The organism is Duganella sp. OV510, from assembly GCF_900100205.1.
Classification (GTDB): domain Bacteria; phylum Pseudomonadota; class Gammaproteobacteria; order Burkholderiales; family Burkholderiaceae_D; genus Rugamonas.
In genome coordinates, this window is the sequence record NZ_FNEQ01000001.1 from 149,866 (window position 1) to 171,811 (window position 21,946).

Sequence of the window (21,946 nt, forward strand, 5' to 3'; positions counted from 1 at the left end):
TACGAGTTTGCAAGCCGACCTGATAGACTCTCAGGTTTTGCATCTCAAACGCAACTATCGTTAAAAGAATAGCAATGGTGAAAGCAACGGCGCCGGCCGCTCCCAAACTCCTTGTGTTGTCGTTGTCCCTGTCGCTGATGCTGACGGGGACGGTACACGCGCAACTTAAGGAGGTGGTGGTAACGGCCCAGCGCTCGCCGTCACTGGAATCGCGAACGCCGGTCAGCATGACGACGCTCAGCGCCGAACAGCTGAACGAGGCCGGTATCGACAGCCCCGCCGCCATCGGCGCTCGTCTGCCGAATGTTGAATTGGACAACGCCGCCGATGGCTTGCGCATCACCATGCGCGGCGTCTCCAACGCTGACACGACGGAGAAAGGTGATCCGTCGGCAGCCTTCCTGCTCGATGGTATCTACATCGCCCGCCCGCAAATTCAGAACCTCAGCTTCTATGACCTGGAACGGGTCGAGGTACTGCGCGGCCCGCAAGGCACGCTGTATGGCCGTAACACCACAGCCGGATTGGTCAATGTCATTTCGAAGGCGCCGGTCAACAAGTTTGAAGCCTGGGTCGCCACCGAGATCGGCAACTACAACAGCCGCAAGGCCAGCGCCATGCTCAACGTACCGGTCAACGACGTGCTGGCGCTGCGCGCCGCGCTGTCGTACAACCGGCATGACAGCTATCTGACCAACGCCCAGGGCACCAAGCACGATCTGGGCAAGGACCGTGACGACCTGTCCGCGCGCCTGTCTGCAAAATGGAAAATCACCCGCGACGCCACGCTGCTGCTGCGCTATGACCACAGCAAAATCGATGACAACAACGACAGCTTCGTCCCCGACACCAATTTCTATAGCGGCATTGCCAGCGGCTGTCCGGTCTGGCGCAATGCTGGTACGAGCGCGCAACTGACGAACGCCTTTGTGCCGCCCAACGCCTTGCCGGAACAGGGCTACAGTCACAAGACCACCTCCGGCGTCGGCGCAGACCTGAGCTGGGACCTGGGCGGGGCCACGCTGTACTATCTGGGCGCGCACCGCAGCTACGAACATGACGCGCTGGCCAACTTCTACTACCGTGTCGCGCCCACGCTGGCATTGGGCGTGCGCCAGAACTTCAGCGGCGACTACACGCAAAACTCGCACGAACTGCGGCTGGCCACCAACGGCGACGGTGCGCTTAGCGCGCAGGCGGGCCTGTACTACTTCCGCGAATCGTCCTCGCAGACCTACGCCTTCCGCGACCTGCAAGCGATCGGACTGCCGCCGTACTATGTGTTCCCGCACGGCCCCACAATCGCCAGCAGCAAAGCGATCTTTGGTCAGGCGACTTACCGCCTCACCGACAAGCTGCGCGCCACTGCCGGCGCGCGCTATACCGAAGACCGCAAGTCACGCGTGGGTTCGACCAACTTCCAGCAAGGCGCGGTATTCAATCCCGCCACCGATATCGCGCTGTTGAACGCCGCCAGCTTATCCACGCACCAGACGACCTGGCGCCTCGGCGTGGACTACGACCTCGCACCCTCCGCGCTGCTGTACGCTTCACTGTCCACCGGCTACAAGGCCGGCGGTTTCAACGACGGCTGCCTGGCCGGATCGACGCAACTGGGCCTGAACTGCCCCGCCGCACTGGCAGTACCGGCGGACACGCTGCTGTACCAGCCGGAGACGGTGCGCGCTTACGAAGCTGGCGTCAAAACGCGCTTCTGGGAAAACCGGGCAAACCTGAACCTGTCAGCATTCCATTACGACTACCGCAATCTGCAACTATCCGGCGTCGCCATCGTCGCAGGCGCACCGCGCTTCGTCACCGCCAATGCGGGCGAAGCCAGCGTCAAGGGACTGGAGGCCGAAGGCCAGGTGGCGATCACGCCGCGCGACCGTATCAGCTATGCATTGGCGCTGCTTGACGCGCACTACGTCCGCTATAGCCCGGATGGACTGCACGACTGGGCCGGCAATAAGCTGGACCGCTCGCCAGCGCATACGCTCTCCCTGGGCTATGAGCACAGCTTCCGCCTGCCGGCCGGTGAACTGGCGGCCGGCGTGCGCTCGCGACGCAGCGCGTCGTCCATCATCGCCGTGCCGACGCAACTGCTGCAATACCGGATTCCCGCTTACACCGAAAGCGAGGCCACGCTGCATTACCGCCCAAACGGTGCGCAATGGAGCGTGCTGGCGCGCGTGAAGAATATCGAAAACAAGGTTCGTCCCATTGCCATCGACAGCTTCGGCATGACCGTGCCTGGCGATCCGCGCACGGTGGACGTCCGCCTGGACTACCGCTTCTGACCCATGCTGAACTACCTGGCCCGCCACCTGCTATTTATTCTTGCGCTGCTGTTGTCGTCCGCCCCGGCCCTTGCCAACGGCGGACCACTGGTGCTGGAAGCAGGCTCTGTGCACGTTGATGCCTGGTCTGCCGTCAAGGTGATGTCCGACAATGAAGGCAAACTGACGCCGGAACAGGCGCTGGCCGCCACAGAACACTTCTCGACGCCCAATTCAGCCTACGCCACGCTGGGTGTGCAAAAGGATGTGGTCTGGCTGCGTATTCCGGTTACGCTGTCCGCCGCCGCCCAAACGGAATGGATACTCGGCATCGATTACGCGGTACTCAATCGCGTCGACATCTACGTTGCACGCGACGGCCAGATAAGCAGTCATAACGTTACAGGCAATCTGCAGCCCGATCCGGCCGGCGGCACGCGCGGCCGTGTGCCTGCTGCGCTACTGCACCTGACGCCCGGCGCATCGCAAGTGCTGCTGGTGCGTGTGGAGAATATCGGCGCGATGATACTGCCGATCAGCCTGTCGCGCCCTGGTGTCTTCCACAGCGCGGCGCTGAATGAGCAGATGCTGCAAGGCGTGCTGACCGGCCTCGGTTTATGCCTGCTGCTATACAGCCTTGCACAATGGTTGACGCTGCGCGAACCGCTGTACGGAAAATTCGCGCTGCTGGTCGCCGGCACCGCGCTGTTCTCGGTCGAGTTCTTCGGCCTAGGCAACCAATATCTGTGGATGAGCAATGCCTGGATGAGCATCCACGCAGGCGGTGTGTTCGCACTGATGGCGTCCTGCGGCGCCTACCTGTTTGTCGAGCAGGCGCTGGCACGGCCCGGCAAGGACCTGGTGTTCAGCCGCCTGATGAAAGGTGGCGCCGCGCTGTGCGTCGTCAGCATGCTGGCCTACGTCACGGATGTCATCAGCGTTGAAACGCTGGTCATCATCGTCAGCACGCTGGGTGTGATGCCGATGCTGCTTGGCCTGCCGGGCGCCTATTTCCGCGCCCGCCGTGGCGACGCCGTCGGTATCTACTTCCTGGTCGGCTGGGGCGTCAGCTTTACTTCGTCGGCGATACTGAGCCAGGTCATCAGCGGCAAGGTGGACGCCAACTTCTGGACCATGCACGCGCTGCAGTTCGGGAATATGTTCGACATGCTGGTGTTCACCCGCATCCTCGGCCTGCGCACCAAGGCGATGCAAAGCGCCATGCTGCGCGCCGAGGAAGCCACGCGCACCAAGTCCGAATTCCTCGCGCATATGAGCCACGAGATCCGCACGCCGATGAACGCCATCATCGGCATGAGCCGCCTGGCGCTGATGACAGAGCCAAATCCCAAGCTGCAAAACTACCTGGGCAAGATCCTCGGCGCTGGTGAGCATCTGCTGGCGGTCATCAACGATATACTCGACTTTTCCAAGATCGAAGCCGGCAAGCTAGGATTGGAATCAGCGCCTTTCGAGCTGCGCGAGATGCTGGACCACCTTGCCTCGCTGACCTTGATCAAATCCGACGCGGCACGCGTGGAATTGAAAATCAATGTTAATGACGGCGTGCCGCCACGCCTGGTAGGCGATCCGCTGCGCCTGAGCCAGGTGCTGATCAACCTGACCAGCAACGCCGTCAAGTTCACCGAGCGGGGCGAGATCGTTGTGGCCGTAGAATTGATGGACAAAACGGCGGACACGGTGGCGCTGCGCTTTTCCGTCAGCGACACCGGCATCGGCATGCGCCCGTCGCAGGTGGCGGTGCTGTTCCAGTCGTTTAACCAGGCTGGCGCCACCACCACCCGCAAATACGGCGGCACAGGACTGGGGCTAAGCATTTCGCGCCAGTTAGTGGAGCTGATGGGCGGCGACATCCAGGTTAGCAGCACACCTGGCATCGGCAGCCGTTTCAGCTTCACTGTCCGCCTCGGCATCGCCGGCGACAACAGCGCGCCAGTCGACTGGCCGCTGGCGCCACATCATCCAGCACGCGAGACGCGCCGCTCGGACAACGCCGGCCTGGCCATCCGCGATCTGTCAGCACTCGACGGCGCGCACATCCTGCTGGTGGAGGATAACGCCAACAACCGCGAGGTAGCGCTGGACTTTCTCTCCGCCGCGCGCATGCAGATCGACGTGGCCGAACATGGCGGCGAAGCCTTGCGCATGGTCGAGCAGGCCGACTACGACCTGGTGCTGATGGACGTGCAGATGCGTGAGGTCGATGGCCTCACCGCCACACGCCGCATCCGCGCCATGGAGCGCCACAAGCACCTGCCGATCATCGCCATGACCGCCTACGCCATGGCCGGTGATCGCGACAAGAGCCTGGCCGCCGGCATGAATGACCACATCACCAAGCCTATCGAACCGGAGCGCCTGTTCCGCGCACTGATTAAATGGATACCACCGGCACGTCTGAATGCGCGCCGCGCGCAATCCCAGGTCACCTTGCAGACGGCGCCACCGCCAGTCGACTATGCGGCAGCCACCGCCCCACTGCCACCGATACCAGGCGTGGACTGGCAACTGGCGCTGGACAGCGTCGACCGCCAGCGCGCCCGCCTGGATCGGCGCATCCGTGGCTTCCTGCACGAATATCAGCCATCGGCGCAGACCGTGCGCGAAGCGATCGCCAGCGGTCATCACGAAGCGCTGTATAGCCTGACGCACAATCTGCGCTCCACCGCCGCCTACATCGGCGCTTTCCATCTGGCCGCGCAAGCGCAGGCACTGGAACACGCGCTGCGCACTGCGCAGAATGACCGTATCGCCTTGCTGGCCGCCGAGCTGGCCGATGGCCTCGACCTGGTCGTCGGAGGCCTGGCGCAACTGGCCGAGCCACCATCACCGCAGCGCTATCGCGACAGCGACGCCATGCTGCTGGTAACGCGGCTGGAAGCATATCTGCGGGCCGACGATGCGCGCGCGGAAGACGTGCTGAAGGAACTGAGCGCGCTTCCCTCCGCGATGCGCCATGCGGAGCAGCTGGCGGCGCTGCAACAAGCTGTCGACGACATCGAGTATCAGGTTGCGCTGGCGCCATTGAGCGCGCTGGCGCGTGCGTTGCAAAACGAACTGGAAGAAAAACCATGAACTTCGCGGGAACCCAAAAGGTACTGGTGGCCGACGACGACATCGTGAATCGCCAGGTGTTGGCCGAACTTCTCAAGCCGGAGCACACCGTGCTGCTGGCGAAAAATGGCGAACAAGCCCTTGAACGCGCGGCGCGCCACCTGCCGGACCTGATCCTGCTGGATGTGGTCATGCCCGACATGGATGGCTACGAAGTGCTGCGCCGCTTGCGCGCCGACGCGCAGACGGCACACATCACCGTCATCTTCATTTCCGGCCTGGCGCGTCCAGAGGACGAAGCCAATGGCCTGAAGATGGGCGCAGCCGATTACATCTCCAAGCCCTTCAACGAAACAGTGGTGATGGCGCGCGTGGCCATGCACTTGCAGATGGTGCGCCAGCGCCGCATGCTGGAGCATCTCGCGCACGTCGACGGCCTGACCGAACTGGCCAACCGCCGCCGCTTCGATGAAGTCTACGAGGCAGAATGGCAGCGTAGCCGGCGCAGCGGACGCCCGCTGTCGCTGGCGTTGCTGGATATCGACGCGTTTAAGCAGTACAACGATCATTACGGCCATCCGGCCGGCGACCGCGCCTTGCGCGCCGTTGCACGCACGGCAGCTTCCGGCCTGCGCCGTCCGGCTGACCTGGCGGCGCGCTATGGCGGCGAGGAGATGGTGCTGCTGTTGCCGGACACGGAGGCGGCGCAAGCGCAGCAGGTGGTCGGCTGCATCTGCGACGCGATTGCCGACTTACAGATTCCGCACGAAGGCTCTTCGGTGGCGCCGATACTGACGATCAGCGCCGGCGGCGCCACACTGAACGCCACCGCCAGCGAAACCGGCACAGAACTGTTTGCGGCAGCAGACGCCCTGCTCTATCAAGCCAAGAAAGGCGGCCGCAATCGGGTTGAATGGCGCCAGCCCGCCTAAGCGATCCGCTTCACCGAGAAATTCTCAACCCTCTGGCGCGATTGCGTGGTGCGGAAACCGAAGTAGCCGCCACCCAGCAATGGGCCCGGCGCGTTGAAGTATTCTTTGTCATCCACGTATAGCCGCGTGCCGCGCGCATCCACCACGATGCGGACGCGGTAGGCGTGGCGGGCCTTCAGCAGATATTCCGGCGCCGTGTATTCCTGTAGCAGATTGCGCACGCCGCTGCCATCGTAGTAACGGAAGCGTGAGGTGCTGTTGGTGTTTCCACCTATGCCGGCATAGAACAGTTTCAGCCTGTCGTACTCTTCCAGCTTGCCGGATTGCGTGAAGCCCTGCGGTAGTTGCGCCTCCCAGAAGAAGTTCAGATCCGAAAGCCGCCCATCCGCCAGCACTGTGCGCGTAAAGCTGATTTCGTAGTGGCCGAGCAGTTGCTGGCGCAGCCACACCGTCAGTCCGCGATCGGCGTGCAGCACCAGCGCACCACGCTCCACATAGGCTGCTGCGGTGGCGTTGCCCGCTTCTGCTTCCACTGCCCACCGTTGTGCATCGAAGCGCTGGAAGCTATCCTGCATCAGCGTACGTTCGATAGCCAGCGCATCCAGCGCCAGCATGCCCATCGCGCCCAAGCCCCATTGGGCGACGGCGTTGGTGGACAGCGTTGGCGCTTCTTCCACATCGTTCAGCACCAGCGGCGGCTTCACGCGGCGCGACGCCAGGTCTTTGTCCTTCAGACCCGCGCGGCCTTCCTGGAACTGGGCCCAGGCACGCTTTAACATGGCGCCATTCTGCTGCTGCACGGCGGCGTAGGCCAACAGGCGCGCGTGCCCCTGTCCAAGATTCAGCTTGCCGAGGTCTTGTCCCAGTTCCGCCTTCTGTTCCTGCTGGCTGGCGCTGTACAGACGACAGTAACGCAGCCAGGCGTCGCGGAACGCCGGTTGCGGCACCGTGCGTATCAATTCGCTGGCGATCTCGGGCAAGCCGAAAACAGCGCTCAGGTGCGAGACGCTGATCTTCGCGTCAGGGTCCGGCAGGAACACGCCGGTGCGCAGGTCCATGATCGCGCCGCCGGCCAGGAAACCGAGCGGCCGTGCTGCGATGCTGGCCATGCTGTTTAACAGCTTGTCGCGGTACTTCGGCTGGCCAGTGCGCTCCCATTCGGTGAACCAGGCTGCGGCCACTGCGCCCCAGTCGGTGCCAAAGCCGACACTGGCGTGGTGTTGCGGATCCTGCTGCGGAGTTTTCTGACCGATCTTGCGGCCGGGGATGACGGTACGCAGGCGCTCAACCGCATCCACTTGTTCGCGCAACAGGTCGCCCGTGCGTTCATCGGCACTCAGGTAGTAGAAGAAGCGGCGATTGATGGCGGTGGAGACGCGCAACTGCTTGGCGCTGTCGCCCCAGTGCTGCACGCCATGGCGCGTGCCGAGCGGACTATATGGGCCGATATGGTGCACGTCCACCTCGCCGGTGTGACGGGTCATCGCTTCGGCGACGCGGTAGGCATCGGCGCGACCGCTATGCAGGTAGTAGTGCCAGAGCCAGATCTCGGTACTCAGTTCGGAGTTGTCCCAGGCGAAGCCGCCGACATCGTAACGCCAGACGTGGCGCTGTGTATCGTAGGTATGCATTACGTCACCGTAGTCCCAGTATCCGTACCAGCGGCGGTCTTCGATCTGGTTGCGATAGAAATCGAATGCCCATCCCAGTTGCTGATCGAGCCTGGTCGGCTTGGCGGCCGCCGGATGCCAGTATTCGCTGAAGACGCCAGCGCTGTGCAGGCGTTGTGGTGATGCGGTCAGCAATGGTGGCGACTGTATCCGCTGGCTGATCGCCACCAGTTGTTCATGTGTGGGCGTGGATGAAAATAGCTGGAGTTCCAGTTCGCTGGTGCGGGCGACGCCATATGGAGTGCCGAATTCCGGTTCGTAGTCTTCGTAGGTAATGTCGAGAGCGTCGCGTTGTTTTGCGTGGTCAGTTTCGCCCATGCCATCATGGTAGAAGCGCAGGTCCATCGGCTGCGCCTTGGGTGCCCATAGCCACAGCGTGACGGTGGCCTGGCTGGTTTCGGCGCCATGAATGTCGATCTGGCCGGGATAGCTTTGCCAGAAATTGCGGACGCCGAAAGCCACGCCGCCTTCCGGCGTTCCCAGATAGGCGGTACCGGCGGCCCGGCCGCCGCTGGCGGCATGTATCCAGCCATGGCCAGGGCTGGTGCGTTTGCTGATACTGTAGCCATCAGGATGGGATTGCAGCAGCGTGTAGCTGCCAAACGCTGGCACGTAGCGCAGGTTCTTGCTGACGTTGCCCGGCAGACTGCCTGGCGCGACGGCGCGCCCCTGTAATTGCGCTTCGGCCGCCGCGCCGGCATCGCGCCGCAGGCCGGTCAGGCCTTGCACGGCTTCGGCGAACACGCCGCCATTGGCGCCGACGAAACGGACATAGCGGTCGTGCATCGGCGCGCTTAGCGGCATGCCGAAACGCAGGCCGATGCCGCGAATGAATGCCTGCTGCGGATCAGCGTCATACACCAGCGTATGCACCACGCGGATCGCGTCCGAGTTCTTGTAGAAGTACAGCCGCACAGTAAAAGGCAGCAGCTTGCTGCCATCCGCATGCGTATGTGAGCCGGTGACGCGCACCACCGCGCGCTGCGCACCGTTCTGTTCCAATACGGCCGACTCAATCGTGCCATCAAACGCCCGGCGCGCTACCGCCTTGCCCTCATCCTCCGCCGCGCCATCCACGAGCAGCACCAGCCGGCCGTCCTGCAATAGCTGCTGGCCCTGCCGACGAACGGCGCTCAGCAAAACAGCACCTTGCCGCGCCACAGTGCATTGCAGCGCGCCAGTGTCAACAACGATACTCCCATCGCGTTCCGCCGCCAACAACCCTGCGGCGGCGGGCACTGGTCTATTGACCTCTGACGCCATGTGCGTGGCCGCATCGGAGACGCGTAGCGCGCGGCCGCTAGCGTCGAGTAACGGATGTAGCGTGTAGCCGTTTTCGGGCGCCGCGCCGGTGGCGTCGGGAGTCAGCGCATGGGCGGACCATTTTAGCGAGCCGTCCGGCCAATACGCCAGCGGCCAAGATTGCACCGGCCGCGCCGCACTTGGCTGCGCGACATTGCTGGCTGGCCGCAGTTCAAACGCTGCGTCGCCGGGAACACGTCCCTGCGGCCACGGCACGCCCCACGTCGTCCCCTGGAAGCTCCCAGGCAGTCCGTCCAGCCAATGCACTGCCGTCTCATCGGCTTGCAGGCTGCCGGTGACAGATGGCGCGTCCGGCTTGCGAGCCGACGCGGCGGCGCTTTCGCCCAACGCTCCTACACCTCCCGTCAGCAACGCTACAAACTTGAAAAACTGCCGACGTTCAAGCGATGCACTCATCCTGCCCAACTCCTTAGTATTTATAAGACAGCGTAGCCCCGACCGTGCGCGCCTCACCCAACCACGCCCACACCGAACCATAATCGCCATTGGCCACGCGGCGATAATACTGCTTGCCAAACGCGTTGTTGACCCACACCGACGCGCTCCATTCGCCCTGATTCAGCTTGCCGCCAGTCCCTGCGGAAAACGCCGCCAGGCCATAACCATCCACCCGTGTCAAACGCGAATTGTCGACCGTACCATAGATCCAACCGCGATAGGAGTAACGCGCGCTCAAGAAATTGACTAATCCACTATCGGTGCGCCACGAATAACGCGTGCTCGCATTCCACGTCACCTTCGGCGCATTGAACACACGCGCGCCACTCAGGTTGCAGGATGCCGGCGGCTTCGGCGACAGCGTCACCTCGGCAGGGCAACGCGCATTCTCATAGTCGGTATAACGCGCATCGTTATAGACACCCGCCAAATTTACCTGCCAGCCCTTGGCCACCGTCGCCGCAATGCTGGCCTCCGCGCCACGCGAGCGGAAGCTGCCTGCGTTCATCAAGTATGTTTGCTGGTCATCCGGGTTATAGCCCTGTGTCTGGAAATCGGTAATCTCGGTCTGGAACAAGTCCGCCTTGAAGCTCACCTTGTTATCCAGCAGCGAACCTTTGATACCCAGTTCCACGCTCTTGGTCTTTTCCGGCTTGATGAACAGCGTGTCATAGCCGGCCGCTTTCGCCGCGCCTGCCGAAATATTCAGCCCACCGGATTTCTCTCCATACGATCCGGCCAGATAAGTATTCCAAGCCTCGTTCAATTGATGCTTCAGCACCAGCGTCCCGGAAGGCAGCAAGTGATACTCCTGCAGATTGCCAGAGTTGAACGAGGCGCGGTTATAGCGAATGAAGTAACCGCCCTTCTCCTGATAATTCACCCGCACGCCCGCCACCAGATCCCAGTCGGGCGTGATGTGCCACGTGCCTTGCGCATACGGCGACAGCATGTAGTCATGCACCTGGCCGACGCGGATCACATCCAGGCCGTTATAACTGGTCGAATCCAGATAGATACCCGCCAGCTTGTTGTTCGTATAGCGCGTATGCGCCAGCGTATCCAGGTGCTCGCCCAGATACGTCAGGCCCAGCGCATAGTCAAAGTTCTCACCGGCCGGCGAATCGAGTCGCAACTCCTGCGACCAGCTACGATCGATCACGCGTGTGCCGGTATTGTTATAGACGCCTACACTCAGGCCATCCGCCACATTCGGGTCCGAACGGAAGTAACGATACGACGTTACAGAGCGCAGCCTGTAGCCGTTATCGAAGCGCCAGTTGGCCTCCGCCGAAGCACCGCCCTGCTTTACGTGCACGGTATTCTCGTCATCGAGATCCACGTTGGGACCAAACACCACATGGTTGCCCACTGCTGCGGAATGCTTGAGGTAACTGTCTACGCCGCTGAACACATTGGTGGACAACAGCACCGGAGTGGGCTCGCTATTGGTCACATTGATATCCGCGCTCAGGCGCAGGTTGAAATTGTCACCACGCTTGTACAATAGCTGGCCGCGCGCACCAGTGCTGGTCACGCCAGCCAGCGTATTGCCGTTGCGGATATTGGTGACCGGACCATCATTATTGGTGTACACCAGGTTCACGCGGCCCGCCCAGCTTTCTGACAGGGCGCCCGACAACATCGCGCGGCCACGCGTGTAGCCATTCTGTCCATACGAGATGCTGGCCGATGCCTCGGGCGTGAAGCTTGGCTCGCGAGTATGAATATTCAACACACCGCCGGTCGCATTGGCCCCAAAGGTCGTGCCCTGCGCACCGCTCAGCACCTCGGCATAGGCAATATCCCCCAGACCGCTGCTCAACATGCCGGCGCGTGGCAGGTAGACGTTATCCACGTAGATCGCTACGCTGCTGGGCATGCCGATATTCTGGTCGCCGCTGGCCTGGCCGCCACCATCACCCACGCCACGTATCGAAATTTGCGTATCGGACGGATCGGTACTCTGGATCACCAGGCCCGGCACCAATTGCTGCAAGTCCTCCAGCGTGGTCAGGTTCTGCTCTTCCAGCTCCTCGCCGCTGACACGGTATGACGATGTCGGCGCGCGTTGCACATCATCGGAGTCCGGATTCACACCTGGGCGTTTGGCGCCCTTCACTGTCACGCGCGCCAGCACTTCGGTATTCGGCGTGGCTGCCGCAGCGGCAACCGGCGCCGCGCGCAGGACCACCGGCGTGATCACTGGCTGTGGCGCAGGCCGTGCCGCTGCGGGAACAATCAGCGCGCGGCGGATGGTCAGGGTGCGGCCGCCGCCAGTACTGGCCAGCTCAAAGCCGGTGCCCTCCAGCGCGCGGGTGATCGCCTCTGTCGCGCTGTAAGTGCCGTTGACCGGCGCCGCACGCACTGCCTCCAGCAGCTTGGGATCATACGCCAGCGCCACGCCGCTTTCGGCGGCAATGCGCAGCAAGGTCTTGTCCAATGGCGCACCGGCCAACTGATACTGGTGGCGCGTCGCATCCTGCGCCAGCGCGGCAGGCAGGACAAGTAGCTGGGTCACGGCCAGGATGGCCAGGATGTGCTGTGGTTTTTGCAAAACGTGCCTCACGAGGTTATGGCACCTCGACCGAGGCGCTTCACTATCCTTGTGCAGCGAGAATCGAAAAGTGACACCTCATTTGAAAATATTTTTCAGGCCGCGCTGAATACAGTCAAATAGCTGCCGTAACGCTGCATTCGGACCGGCAGGATATCCACCACCTGCAACAGCGCCCGCTCTATATCCTCCAGGCGGAACACGCCGCTGATCTGCAGTGCGGCCGCGCGGCCACTGACACGCAACAGCCCCTTGCGATAGCGGCCAAAGATGTCAAGCAGCTCCGCCAGCGGCATGCGGTCAGCCACGCAAACGCCACGTGTCCACGCACTGACCACGCCAAATGGCATTTCCGTCTGCTGCGCGCCCTTTCCGTTGAAGTAGAAAGTCTCGCCCTCGGAAACCAGCACAGGCCGGCCAAGCTGCGGTCGGAGCAAGGCGCTGCCGCGACTCACCGACACCACGCTGCGCTCAAGCAGCTTGCCGACATTGAAGGTGGCGCCTTCAGTCACCACCGCGCCGTCCATGGTCGACACGGTCAACACCTCGTCGCGATGCGGCCATGATTTGACCAGCACTTGTCCCTGATGGAGCTTCAGCCTCGGGCTTTGCGCGCTGCCGGCCAGATAGATGCGGCTATTGGCGTCAAACGCCACCGGCGTGCCATCTGCCAGTAAGCCTTCGCCGCGCTCGCCAACAGCGCTCTGCCAGTCGGCATCCAGCCCAAGGCCGTGCATTCCTTCGCGTATGCCCCACGTGCCGCAGCCCAACACCAGCAGGCCAAAGGCCGCGCGCAGCGCGCGGCGCCGCTCGGTCGCGGGGGTGCGTAATGCCCGCGCCATGGCCAGGCCATCGCGAAACTGCGCGCCGCCGATGCGCGCAAGGCGCTGTTGCAAGGCATTCCAGGCCTGTTCGTTGGCCGCTTCAGCGGTGCGCCAATGATCGAATTCATTCAGCACGGAGGCGCCAATATCATCTTCGCGCAAACGGACTTCCCACATCACCGCCTGATGCTCGGCCGCAGCCAGCTTCATGCCAGCGCACAGCAGGCGGTCAATGCCTGCGCCATGTACTTGCGCACCATGCTGACCGAGACATCCAGACGCGCAGCGATTTCCGCATAGCCCAGTTCCTCGAACTGGCTGAGAATAAAGGCCTCGCGCGCCTTGGCGCTGATGTTCTGCAAAGCCGCGTCGATACGCAGCAACTCATCGATCGCCTCGCAAATATCTTCCGGCGATGCATCGCTAAATTCAGGCGCCAGCGCCAGTTGCTCCAGGTATTCGCGTTCCAGATCGCGCCGGCGCCAGAACTCATACGTCAGGCGACGCGCAATGGTAGTCAGCAGCGCGCGCGGCTGGCGGATATGGCTGACATCTTCCATGCCGGCCAGTTCAGTGAATGCCGATGCGGCCAGGTCCTCGGCGTCATTGCGCGAGCCAACCAGGCGATGCACGCTGGCCGTGAGCCAGCTATAACTGCGGCGGAATTCGCCGCCGAGAAACTGGTCGCGCGCGGCGGTAGCAAAAGAAACGGTACTCATGGCCGTCAATATAAGCTGGCGGCCAGGGTAAATAAAACGAACAATTCCAAATAAGCTTGTTAGAAAAAATCGACATCACCAAACGATGATGGCAAGCGTGATTTTAGTTATCGCTTCGCGGACAGATGCCACCCAATGCAGCACCCAGTCGCAAAGTGGCAGCGATGTTACGCGCCGCGCTGCGCACATTGACGGCGGCCGCTGCCAGCGCTTCCTCCACTGTGCAAGGCCGGCTGACCGAGCCGAATACTGCGTCGATGCCATGTTCGTGTACCGCCGCCGCATTATTGCCGAGCGAGCCAGCAATGGCGATCACCGGCTTGCCATAGCGCTGTGCTACGCGGGCCACGCCCACCGGCGTCTTGCCATTGACGGTCTGGCCGTCGATGCGGCCCTCGCCGGTGATGACCAGATCCGCATCAGCCACCGCTGCATCAAGGCCAACCGCATCGGTCACGATCTCGCTGCCCGGCCGCAGGCTGCCGCCCAGGAAGACCAGCATGGCAGCGCCGATGCCGCCGCCCGCGCCCGCACCCGGAACGTCGGCGACCTGCTGGCCGGTATCGCGGGCAATGATGGCGGCATAATGGCGCAGGTTGTCATCCAGCCGCGCCACCATTTCCGGCGTCGCGCCTTTTTGCGGTCCGAAGATCGCCGATGCGCCTTGCGGGCCGACCAGCGGATTACTGACGTCGCAAGCTACCTCAAACACGCAGTCCTTGATGCGTGCATCGAGACCGGACAAGTCGATACGGTCCAGCATATTCAATGCACCGCCGCCCGGCGCCAGCTCGGCGCCGGTGGCATCCAGCAGGCGGCCGCCCAGCGCTTGCAGCATGCCGGCGCCGCCGTCGTTGGTGGCGCTGCCGCCGATGCCCAGCACGAAGCGGCGCGCGCCGGCGTTCAGCGCATTCATGATTAGTTGGCCGGTGCCGAAGCTGGTGGTGCGCAGCGGGTTGCGCTGCGACGGCAGCACCAGTTCCAACCCGCTGGCAGCGGCCATTTCGATCACCGCCGTCTGGCCATCACCCATCAAGCCGTAGAAAGCCGATACCGGCGTGCCTAAGGGACCGGTGACACGCAACGCCACCAGCTTGCCGCCACTGGCGTCGATCATGGCTTGCACTGTGCCCTCACCGCCGTCCGCCACCGGCAGCTTGCGGTACTCGGCGTCTGGGAAGATGTCGCGGAATCCCGCTTCGATCTCGTTGGCCACGGCCATCGCCGTCAGGCTCTCCTTAAACGAATCGGGTGCTATGACTATTTTCATCTGATGCTCTTAGCGGTTGACCAGTTTCGCGGGAATGCGCAGCACCAGTATCGCACCAAGCAGCAGCACGCTGGACAAAATATACAGCGCCATGTCGGTGCTGTTGGTCGCGTCCTTGATCCAGCCAACCAGGAAGGGGCTGACGAAGCCGGCGATCTGGCCCAGCGAATTAATCAGCGCCAGGCCAGCTGCTGCCGCAGCGCTGCCGAGGAAGGCCGCAGGCAGGGACCAGAACTGCGCCAGCGCTGCCAGCGCGCCCATGGTCGCCATGCTGAGCCCAACCATCACGATCAAGGCATTGCTGGAGAAATTGGCCGCCATCAGCAGACCGACCAGGCCCATGGCCATCGGCAGCGACACATGATAGCGGCGCTCGCGATGCCTGTCCGCCGAGCGGCCGGCCCACACCATGAACACAGCGGCCAGCAGATACGGCACAGCGCTCAGCCAGCCAACAGTGACAGCGCTTTCGAAGCCCAGCGATTTGATGATCGACGGAAGCCAGAAGTTGATCGCATACACACCCATCTGAATGCAAAAATAGATCACGCCCAGCATCCACACGCTGCCGTTGCGTAGCACGGCGCCGAACGAATCGCCGGCTGTGCTGGTGGCGGCACGCTGTTGTTCGTCCGCGTCCAGCGCTGACTGCATGGCCGATTTCTCTTCTGCGCTGAGCCACTTGGCCTGTGCGATGCCATCGTTCAGATAGAAATAGACGCCCACGCCCAGCAGCACCGTCGGCAGGCCTTGCAGCAGGAACAGCCACTGCCAGCCCATCATGCCGCCCTGGCCGGCGGAGAAGTGCGACAGCATCCAGCCGGACAGCGGCCCACCGATCAGGCCCGAGATCGGAATCGCCGACATGAACAGCGCCATCACGTTGCCGCGCTTCTGCGTTGGGAACCAGTGGGTGAAGTACAGCACCATGCCGGGGAAGAAGCCTGCTTCCGCCACGCCGGTGAAGAAGCGCAGCACATAGAACGAGGTCGGCGTGGAGACGAACAGCATGCAGGCGGACAGCCCGCCCCACGCGATCATCATCACCGAAATCCAGCGGCGTGCGCCGATTTTATGCAGGATCAGGTTACTCGGCACGCCGCTCAACACATAGCCGATGAAGAAGATGCCCGCGCCCAAACCATAAACCGTATTGCTTAATTTGAGCGCATCCAGCATCTCCAGCTTGGCAAAGCCGACGTTGACGCGATCGAGGTAATTAAACAGGTAGCAGACGAAGATAAACGGGATCAGGTGCCAGCTGGCCTTTTTATAGGCGCCGTCGAGTGTGGACATGCGAGTCTCCAGTGTTTTTTAATGATATCCGGGATTATCTGGAAACCATCACAAAAAAGCATTGGCCGGATGCCAGAATCTAGGGGATCCACGCCATCAATTATTGGGCAAATGCCCTAAAATAGCAGCCATGGACATTTTAAGCACGGCACTGGCGCAGGATATCGTTACCCGCACCATGCGCATCATCCCCTATAACGTCAACGTCATGGACGTCCATGGCAGCATTATCGCCAGCGGCAATCCGGCCCGTCTGGGCGAGCTGCACGCGGGCGCGCTGCTCGCATTGGCGAAAAAACTGACGGTGGAAATTGATGAAGCCAGCGCGCGCAATCTGCATGGCGCGCAGCCAGGCATCAATCTGCCGCTGACGGTACACGGTCAATTGTGCGGTGCGGTGGGCCTGAGCGGCGCACCGGACGATGTGCGCCAGTTCGGTGAACTGGTACGCCTGACCGCCGAGATGATCCTGGAACAGGCGCAGTTGGCCGGCGAACTGCAACGCGATTCGCGCTATCGTGAAGCCTTTGTCCTCAACCTCATCAACACCGACCGCGCCGGCGCAGACCAGGCGGACCTGAACGCCTGGGCACACCGGCTGGGCGTCAGCTTCGAACAGCCGCACGCAGTCTATCTGCTTGAACTGGACGACAGCGGCGACACACCGGCCGACCTGCAAGGGCTACAACTACGCCTGCAAGCGCGCCTACCTTCCGCACTGACGGCGGCCGCCGGCCCGCAGGAACTGGTACTGCTGGATTTTCACGACAGGCAGCACAGCAACCTCGCCGCCCTGCTGCGCGAGATCTGCGTGCAGCCACACACGCTGACGATGGGCATCGCGCTGCAAGGCATCGCCGGCGTGGCCACGTCCTACCAAAGTGCCAAGACAGCCGCCCGCGTGGGCCGCTCGCGCGATAACACCCATGCTGGCCAACGCCTGTACAGTTACTACGACCATGCGCTGCCTGTACTGCTGTCCGGCCTCGACACCGGCTGGCAGGCGGCGCAGCTGCGCGCACCGATCGAAAAACTCGGCAAGAACAAGGATATGTTGCGGCGCACACTGGAAGTCTGGTTCGCGCACGATGGCCATCCCGCCGCCACCGCTGAAGCGCTGCACATCCACCGCAACACGCTGGACTACCGGCTGCGCCGCATCGGCGAGGCCACCGGCCTGGATCTGGCGCGGCTCGAAGACCGCTTTATGCTCTACATTTCCGTGCTCTTGTCCAGCCCCTGAAACTATCTGATACAGATAAAACAACAAGCTCGGAAATGCGGAAAACATGCTGTATTATTCCCGCTTGCCCAAACAGCAGCCCACAAGGCCCGCCTTGGGACAAACGATAAAACACAAAAAAGCACGGGAGCTATTTTGAGCATTTTTAGAACGAAGAATCTGGATGACATGATTGCCAATGCCCGCAAGCCGGGCGGACTGGCAAAGGTACTTGGTCCTTTCGACCTGGTCTTGATGGGCATAGGCGCCATCGTCGGCACTGGCATCTTCGTGCTGACGGGTACCGGCGCTGTCACCGCCGGCCCGGCGCTGACGCTGTCGTTTGTGGTGGCGGCCGTCGCCTGCTGCTTCGCCGCGCTGTGCTACGCTGAATTTGCCTCCACCGTTCCGGTGGCCGGCTCCATCTACACCTACTCCTACGCCACGCTCGGCGAACTGGCCGCCTGGATGATCGGCTGGGATCTGCTGCTGGAATATGGTCTGGCCACATCGGCCGTATCCGTGGGCTGGTCCGGCTATTTCCAGTCGCTGATCTCCGGCTTCGGCTGGCATCTGCCGGCTGCGCTGAGCGCCGCTCCCGGCGCCCTGCCTGGCGTGGATACCGTGATCAACCTGCCGGCGCTGTGCATCATGCTGCTGCTGACCGCGATGCTGAGCTTCGGCGTGCGCGAATCGGCGCGCATCAACAACGTCATGGTGGTCATCAAGATAGGCGTGGTGCTGCTGTTTATCATAGTCGGCGCGCGCCACGTCACCCCGTCAAACTGGACTCCCTTCATGCCTTACGGGATGAATGGCATGCTGAGCGCCTCGGCGCTGGTGTTCTTCGCTTTCATCGGCTTCGACGCCGTGACCTCGGCGGCGGAAGAAGTCAAGCGCCCTGAGCGCGATCTGCCGATTGGCATCATCGGTTCGCTGGCCGGTTGCACCGTGCTGTATGTGATCGTTTCGGCGATCATGACCGGCATCGTGCCGTACAAGGAATTTCTCGGTATCGACCACCCGGTGACGCTGGCGCTGCAACGTGCCGGTGAAAACTGGTTCGCCGGCTTCGTCGACCTCGGCGCGATCCTCGGCATGACCACCGTGATCCTGGTGATGGCCTATGGCCAGACCCGCATCATCTACGCCATGTCGCGCGACGGCCTGCTGCCAAAACGCCTGTCGAAAGTGCATCCGCGCTTCCAGACGCCGTTCTTTGCCACCTGGCTGGTGGGCATCGTGTTTGGCCTGATGGCCGCCTTCGTCCCGCTGAACATCCTGAGTGAGCTGGTCAACATCGGCACGCTGGCGGCATTCACGCTGGTGTCGATCGCCGTGGTCATCCTGCGCAAAAAACGCCCGGATCTGCCGCGTGCCTTCCGTTGCCCAGGCGTGCCGGTGATTCCAGCGCTGGCAGTCATCTTCTGCGTCACGCTGATGGCTTACCTGAGCTGGCACACCTGGGTGGCTTTCGGCATCTGGATGCTGATTGGCCTGGTAATCTACTTTACCTACGCCCGCAAGCGCTCATTGCTGAACTAAGAGCCGAACGTGGCGCTTGCGGCCTGCCGGCAAGCGTCACGTTCCCTCGCCGGCCACTGGATCGTCATGCGGTCTGCGGCTGGAACTTCTTGCGGTACGCCGCTGGTAGCAGCCCGACGCGCTGCTGAAACAGCCGGCGGAATGAATTGCTGTCTTCGTAACCGACCTTGAAGGTAATGCTGTCAAGGTTCATGCGCGTCGATTCCAGCAGATGCTTGGCTTTCTCCAGCCGCAGTGTTTGCAGGTAGGCCAGCGGCGTATAGCCAGTGGCGTCCTTGAAACGCCGGATGAAGTTGCGCACGCCGAAGCCAAAGCGTGGCGCCAGTTCGTCCATGCACAGCGGCTTGTCGTAATTTTCCTCCAGCCAGTTCTGCACGCGCAGAATGTCGGCGTCGCCGTGACTCTTGGGCATGGACCACAGCACATACACGGATTGTTCGCTGCGCGCGTTATCGATCAGCAGATAGCGGCTGCATTTCTGCGCGAGTTCCAGCGAGCCATAGCGGCGGATCAGATGCAGCAGCAGATCCATCGCCGCACTGGCGCCGCCGCTGCTCATCAGGCGATTGTCTTCGCACAGGTTCTGGCGCTCGTCCATGCGTACATCGGGATAACGTTTGCGGAACAGTTCTGCAAACGCCCAGTGCGTGGTGGCGCGCCCTCCCGACAACAAGCCATTCTCCGCCAGCAGGAAGGTAGCAGTGCACATTGTTGCCAGCACCGCGCCTTGCGCATGCTGCTTGCGCAGCCAATCACCGTAGCGGGCAAAGCCTGGCAAGGCTTCGCGCAGCGTAAACAGGAATCCAGGTATCAGCACCAGGTCGGTACGTACGATATCATCCAGCGCGGCCTCCGGTTGCAGCATCTGACCGCGCAGCGTCGTCACCGGCTTGCCGTCCAGCGAGGCAGTGACAATCTCGAACACCGGCTGCGTGGAAAACAGGTTGGCGGCCGTGAGTATCTCCAGCGCGGTGGTGGCGCTGGCAGCGGAGCACTGGTCGGCAAACAGTAAAGTGATGTGCATGGCGGATTTCGCATGGAAAAAGTCATTTGTGCACCTACCTTAACAGAAACCCATCACCTATAGTGGTGGCGGTCCTCTATCCTCTACTCACCTTTACCTGGACACGATGAATCTCTGGTTCCGACTGATCTGGATGCTGCTCAAGCGTCCATGGCGCAAGGCCGCCGACCCATTTTCCACCACGGTGGTCCGCATGCGCGTGTGGCCGCTGGACCTCGACCTGAACCGCCACGTCACCAACGGCCGCTACTTCACGCTGGCCGACATTGGCCGCATGGACTACGTGCTGAAGACCGGCGCTTTCCGCACCGCCTTGCGCCACAAGGCCGTGCCCATCGTCGGCGACGCCTGGGGCAAGTTCCGCCGCGAGCTGAAACTGTTTGAAACGTTTGAAATCCACACCCGCATGCTGGGCTGGGATGAAAAATGGAGCTTCCTCGAACACCGCTTCGTCAAGGACGGCCGCGTGGCCGGTGTGGTGGTAATGCGCGGCGTGTTCCGTTCGCCCAAAGGCACCGTGCCGCCAGCCGATATCGTGCGTGACCTCGGGATGCCGGAGCAGTCGCCGGCGATGCCGCAGTGGCTGACTTCCTGGTCGGAGAGCTGCGACGGCATGAGCGCGCAACTGCGTGAGGAAGAAGCTAGATAACGATCAGATCCAGCTCGCGCAGGAAGCTGGCCGCCTGCGCGTGCGAAATGATGGCTCCCTTGAACAGGCCCGCTTCTGTCAGCTTCACGCCTTCAATATTCGCCGAACGCAGATCCGCGCCCTGCAACTTGGCCAGCTTCAGCACCGCGTTACGCAGGCTGCCGCCCTCAAACACCGCATCGCGGAAGTCGCAGCCGGATAGATAGGCCTCGGAAAAATCCAGCTCCTTCAGCACCGCCTTGCGGAATGAGAAGCCGCGCATGTCAGCGCCGACCAGCAGGCACTCTTCGAAATGAATGCCCAGGTGCGCCACTTCCTCGAACGACGCGCCAGTCAGCTTGCAGCCATGGAAAGCGGCCGACGCCAGTTTGGCACGGCGCCACTTGGCGTTGTTCAGGTCACAGCCATCGAAACGCGCATCCACCGCATCGACCGATTCCAGGTCGGCGCCGCCAGCACGGCAACGCAGCCAATGCGAGCGCGCCAGCTTGCAGGCAAACAGCGTGGCGCCGGCAAAGGTGCAGCGCTCAAACACCACGCCCTGCAGATCAAGGCGGGACAGGTCCTCATCGTCAAAGGCGCAGCTATCGAAACGAAGCACGCCTTGCGCCAGATGCTCTTCCAGTTCGGCGCGCGACAGCGCCACGCCGGAAACGGCGTTGGTATTCACATCACTCATCACTTCAGATTCATTGTTTGTACAGACAGCAGCTTGCATTGCCCCGCCACGTTCACGTAGGTGCGCATGAACTGATAGCGATTGGCACGGAAGGTGACGCCATCCGGATTCCACTGCTCGGTCGTGCTGACGCCACGCACCACCGAAGTATCACCCTGGTGATGAACATGCACATCGCTGGTACTACGGGCTTTGTACACGACAGGTTTGGCCAGCCGCGCCAGCAGGATATCGCGCGTCTCAACCTGCGTGCCCAAGGTATGTACCCACACATACTCATCGGCCAGCAGCGAGCGCAGGAAAGGCACATCGCCAACGCGCAGCCCCTCTTCATACTGCGAATCGAGCTTGACCAGCGCCTCGGCCGGCAAACAAGGCGCAGCGGATGCCAGCACTGGCAGCGCGCCAGACAGGGAGAGCAGAAGTTTTTTCATCGTGTCGACC

15 protein-coding genes are annotated in these 21,946 nt (G+C 62.2%); 6 read left to right on the top strand and 9 right to left on the bottom strand.

Annotated elements, in window-relative coordinates; all coding sequences use genetic code 11:
* Nucleotides 1–74: 74 nt before the first annotated feature.
* The 3 genes from BLS51_RS00805 to BLS51_RS00815 are packed head-to-tail and all read left to right on the top strand — an operon-like array spanning nt 75 to nt 6,286.
* Complete coding sequence (locus BLS51_RS00805; RefSeq protein ID WP_090179912.1) at nt 75–2,300, top strand: TonB-dependent receptor; 2,226 nt, start codon at nt 75–77, stop codon at nt 2,298–2,300.
* A gap of 3 nt (nt 2,301–2,303) precedes the next feature.
* A complete protein-coding gene (locus tag BLS51_RS00810; RefSeq protein ID WP_090179907.1) occupies nt 2,304–5,375 on the top strand; it encodes a hybrid sensor histidine kinase/response regulator in 3,072 nt (1,023 codons plus the stop codon).
* Nucleotides 5,372–6,286, top strand: a complete 915-nt coding sequence (locus BLS51_RS00815; RefSeq protein WP_090179904.1) for a diguanylate cyclase domain-containing protein — start codon at nt 5,372–5,374, stop codon at nt 6,284–6,286. The genes BLS51_RS00810 and BLS51_RS00815 overlap by 4 nt, the downstream gene beginning before the upstream one ends.
* Here BLS51_RS00815 and BLS51_RS00820 read toward each other — a convergent pair.
* The 6 genes from BLS51_RS00820 to BLS51_RS00845 all read right to left on the bottom strand — a co-directional run bounded on the left by BLS51_RS00820 (nt 6,283) and on the right by BLS51_RS00845 (nt 16,383).
* A complete protein-coding gene (locus BLS51_RS00820) occupies nt 6,283–9,675 on the bottom strand; it encodes an exo-rhamnogalacturonan lyase family protein (protein ID WP_217636416.1) in 3,393 nt (1,130 codons plus the stop codon). The genes BLS51_RS00815 and BLS51_RS00820 overlap by 4 nt on opposite strands.
* Nucleotides 9,676–9,688: 13 nt before the next feature.
* Nucleotides 9,689–12,274, bottom strand: coding sequence for a TonB-dependent receptor (locus BLS51_RS00825; RefSeq protein ID WP_217636415.1), 2,586 nt, complete (start codon nt 12,272–12,274; stop codon nt 9,689–9,691).
* 95 nt (nt 12,275–12,369) lie between these two features.
* On the bottom strand, nt 12,370–13,308 hold the full coding sequence (locus BLS51_RS00830) for a FecR family protein (protein ID WP_090179901.1): 939 nt from the start codon (nt 13,306–13,308) through the stop codon (nt 12,370–12,372).
* Entirely contained in the window at nt 13,305–13,817 is a 513-nt protein-coding gene (locus tag BLS51_RS00835) for a sigma-70 family RNA polymerase sigma factor (protein WP_090180859.1), read from the bottom strand. The genes BLS51_RS00830 and BLS51_RS00835 overlap by 4 nt, the downstream gene beginning before the upstream one ends.
* A gap of 103 nt (nt 13,818–13,920) precedes the next feature.
* On the bottom strand, nt 13,921–15,087 hold the full coding sequence (locus BLS51_RS00840) for a glycerate kinase (protein WP_090179897.1): 1,167 nt from the start codon (nt 15,085–15,087) through the stop codon (nt 13,921–13,923).
* Nucleotides 15,088–15,096: 9 nt separating this feature from the next.
* Complete coding sequence (locus BLS51_RS00845) at nt 15,097–16,383, bottom strand: MFS transporter (protein ID WP_090179894.1); 1,287 nt, start codon at nt 16,381–16,383, stop codon at nt 15,097–15,099.
* 130 nt (nt 16,384–16,513) lie between these two features.
* On the opposite strand from BLS51_RS00845, the gene BLS51_RS00850 reads away from it, so the two are divergent.
* Both BLS51_RS00850 and BLS51_RS00855 read left to right on the top strand, forming a co-directional pair.
* Nucleotides 16,514–17,626, top strand: coding sequence for a sugar diacid recognition domain-containing protein (locus BLS51_RS00850; protein WP_090179891.1), 1,113 nt, complete (start codon nt 16,514–16,516; stop codon nt 17,624–17,626).
* A gap of 135 nt (nt 17,627–17,761) precedes the next feature.
* Nucleotides 17,762–19,150, top strand: a complete 1,389-nt coding sequence (locus tag BLS51_RS00855) for a branched-chain amino acid transporter BcaP (protein WP_304529046.1) — start codon at nt 17,762–17,764, stop codon at nt 19,148–19,150.
* Between the two features lie 64 nt (nt 19,151–19,214).
* Here the strand turns inward: BLS51_RS00855 and BLS51_RS00860 are convergent, their stop codons facing one another.
* Nucleotides 19,215–20,174, bottom strand: a complete 960-nt coding sequence (locus BLS51_RS00860) for a GlxA family transcriptional regulator (RefSeq protein ID WP_090179882.1) — start codon at nt 20,172–20,174, stop codon at nt 19,215–19,217.
* Between the two features lie 106 nt (nt 20,175–20,280).
* On the opposite strand from BLS51_RS00860, the gene BLS51_RS00865 reads away from it, so the two are divergent.
* Entirely contained in the window at nt 20,281–20,823 is a 543-nt protein-coding gene (locus BLS51_RS00865) for a thioesterase family protein (protein WP_090179879.1), read from the top strand.
* On the opposite strand, the gene BLS51_RS00870 is transcribed toward BLS51_RS00865, so the two are convergent.
* Both BLS51_RS00870 and BLS51_RS00875 read right to left on the bottom strand, forming a co-directional pair.
* The gene (locus BLS51_RS00870; protein ID WP_229207440.1) at nt 20,816–21,502 is read right to left on the bottom strand and encodes a pentapeptide repeat-containing protein; all 687 of its coding nucleotides are present in this window, start codon (nt 21,500–21,502) and stop codon (nt 20,816–20,818) included. The two genes, BLS51_RS00865 and BLS51_RS00870, sit on opposite strands and share 8 nt — an antisense overlap.
* On the bottom strand, nt 21,502–21,936 hold the full coding sequence (locus tag BLS51_RS00875) for a nuclear transport factor 2 family protein (protein ID WP_090179870.1): 435 nt from the start codon (nt 21,934–21,936) through the stop codon (nt 21,502–21,504). Before BLS51_RS00875 ends, BLS51_RS00870 begins: the two co-directional genes overlap by 1 nt.
* Between the last annotated feature and the right edge of the window lie 10 nt (nt 21,937–21,946).

Excerpts from the sequence above, each read along its gene's own strand:
- BLS51_RS00805 (WP_090179912.1), top strand. The coding sequence starts at position 75 with ATGGTGAAAGCAACGGCGCCGGCCGCTCCCAAACTCCTTGTGTTGTCG.
- BLS51_RS00810 (WP_090179907.1), top strand. The coding sequence starts at position 2,304 with ATGCTGAACTACCTGGCCCGCCACCTGCTATTTATTCTTGCGCTGCTG.
- BLS51_RS00815 (WP_090179904.1), top strand. The coding sequence starts at position 5,372 with ATGAACTTCGCGGGAACCCAAAAGGTACTGGTGGCCGACGACGACATC.
- BLS51_RS00820 (WP_217636416.1), bottom strand. The coding sequence starts at position 9,675 with ATGAGTGCATCGCTTGAACGTCGGCAGTTTTTCAAGTTTGTAGCGTTG.
- BLS51_RS00830 (WP_090179901.1), bottom strand. The coding sequence starts at position 13,308 with ATGAAGCTGGCTGCGGCCGAGCATCAGGCGGTGATGTGGGAAGTCCGT.
- BLS51_RS00835 (WP_090180859.1), bottom strand. The coding sequence starts at position 13,817 with ATGAGTACCGTTTCTTTTGCTACCGCCGCGCGCGACCAGTTTCTCGGC.
- BLS51_RS00840 (WP_090179897.1), bottom strand. The coding sequence starts at position 15,087 with ATGAAAATAGTCATAGCACCCGATTCGTTTAAGGAGAGCCTGACGGCG.
- BLS51_RS00845 (WP_090179894.1), bottom strand. The coding sequence starts at position 16,383 with ATGTCCACACTCGACGGCGCCTATAAAAAGGCCAGCTGGCACCTGATC.
- BLS51_RS00850 (WP_090179891.1), top strand. The coding sequence starts at position 16,514 with ATGGACATTTTAAGCACGGCACTGGCGCAGGATATCGTTACCCGCACC.
- BLS51_RS00860 (WP_090179882.1), bottom strand. The coding sequence starts at position 20,174 with ATGCACATCACTTTACTGTTTGCCGACCAGTGCTCCGCTGCCAGCGCC.
- BLS51_RS00865 (WP_090179879.1), top strand. The coding sequence starts at position 20,281 with ATGAATCTCTGGTTCCGACTGATCTGGATGCTGCTCAAGCGTCCATGG.
- BLS51_RS00870 (WP_229207440.1), bottom strand. The coding sequence starts at position 21,502 with ATGAGTGATGTGAATACCAACGCCGTTTCCGGCGTGGCGCTGTCGCGC.
- BLS51_RS00875 (WP_090179870.1), bottom strand. The coding sequence starts at position 21,936 with ATGAAAAAACTTCTGCTCTCCCTGTCTGGCGCGCTGCCAGTGCTGGCA.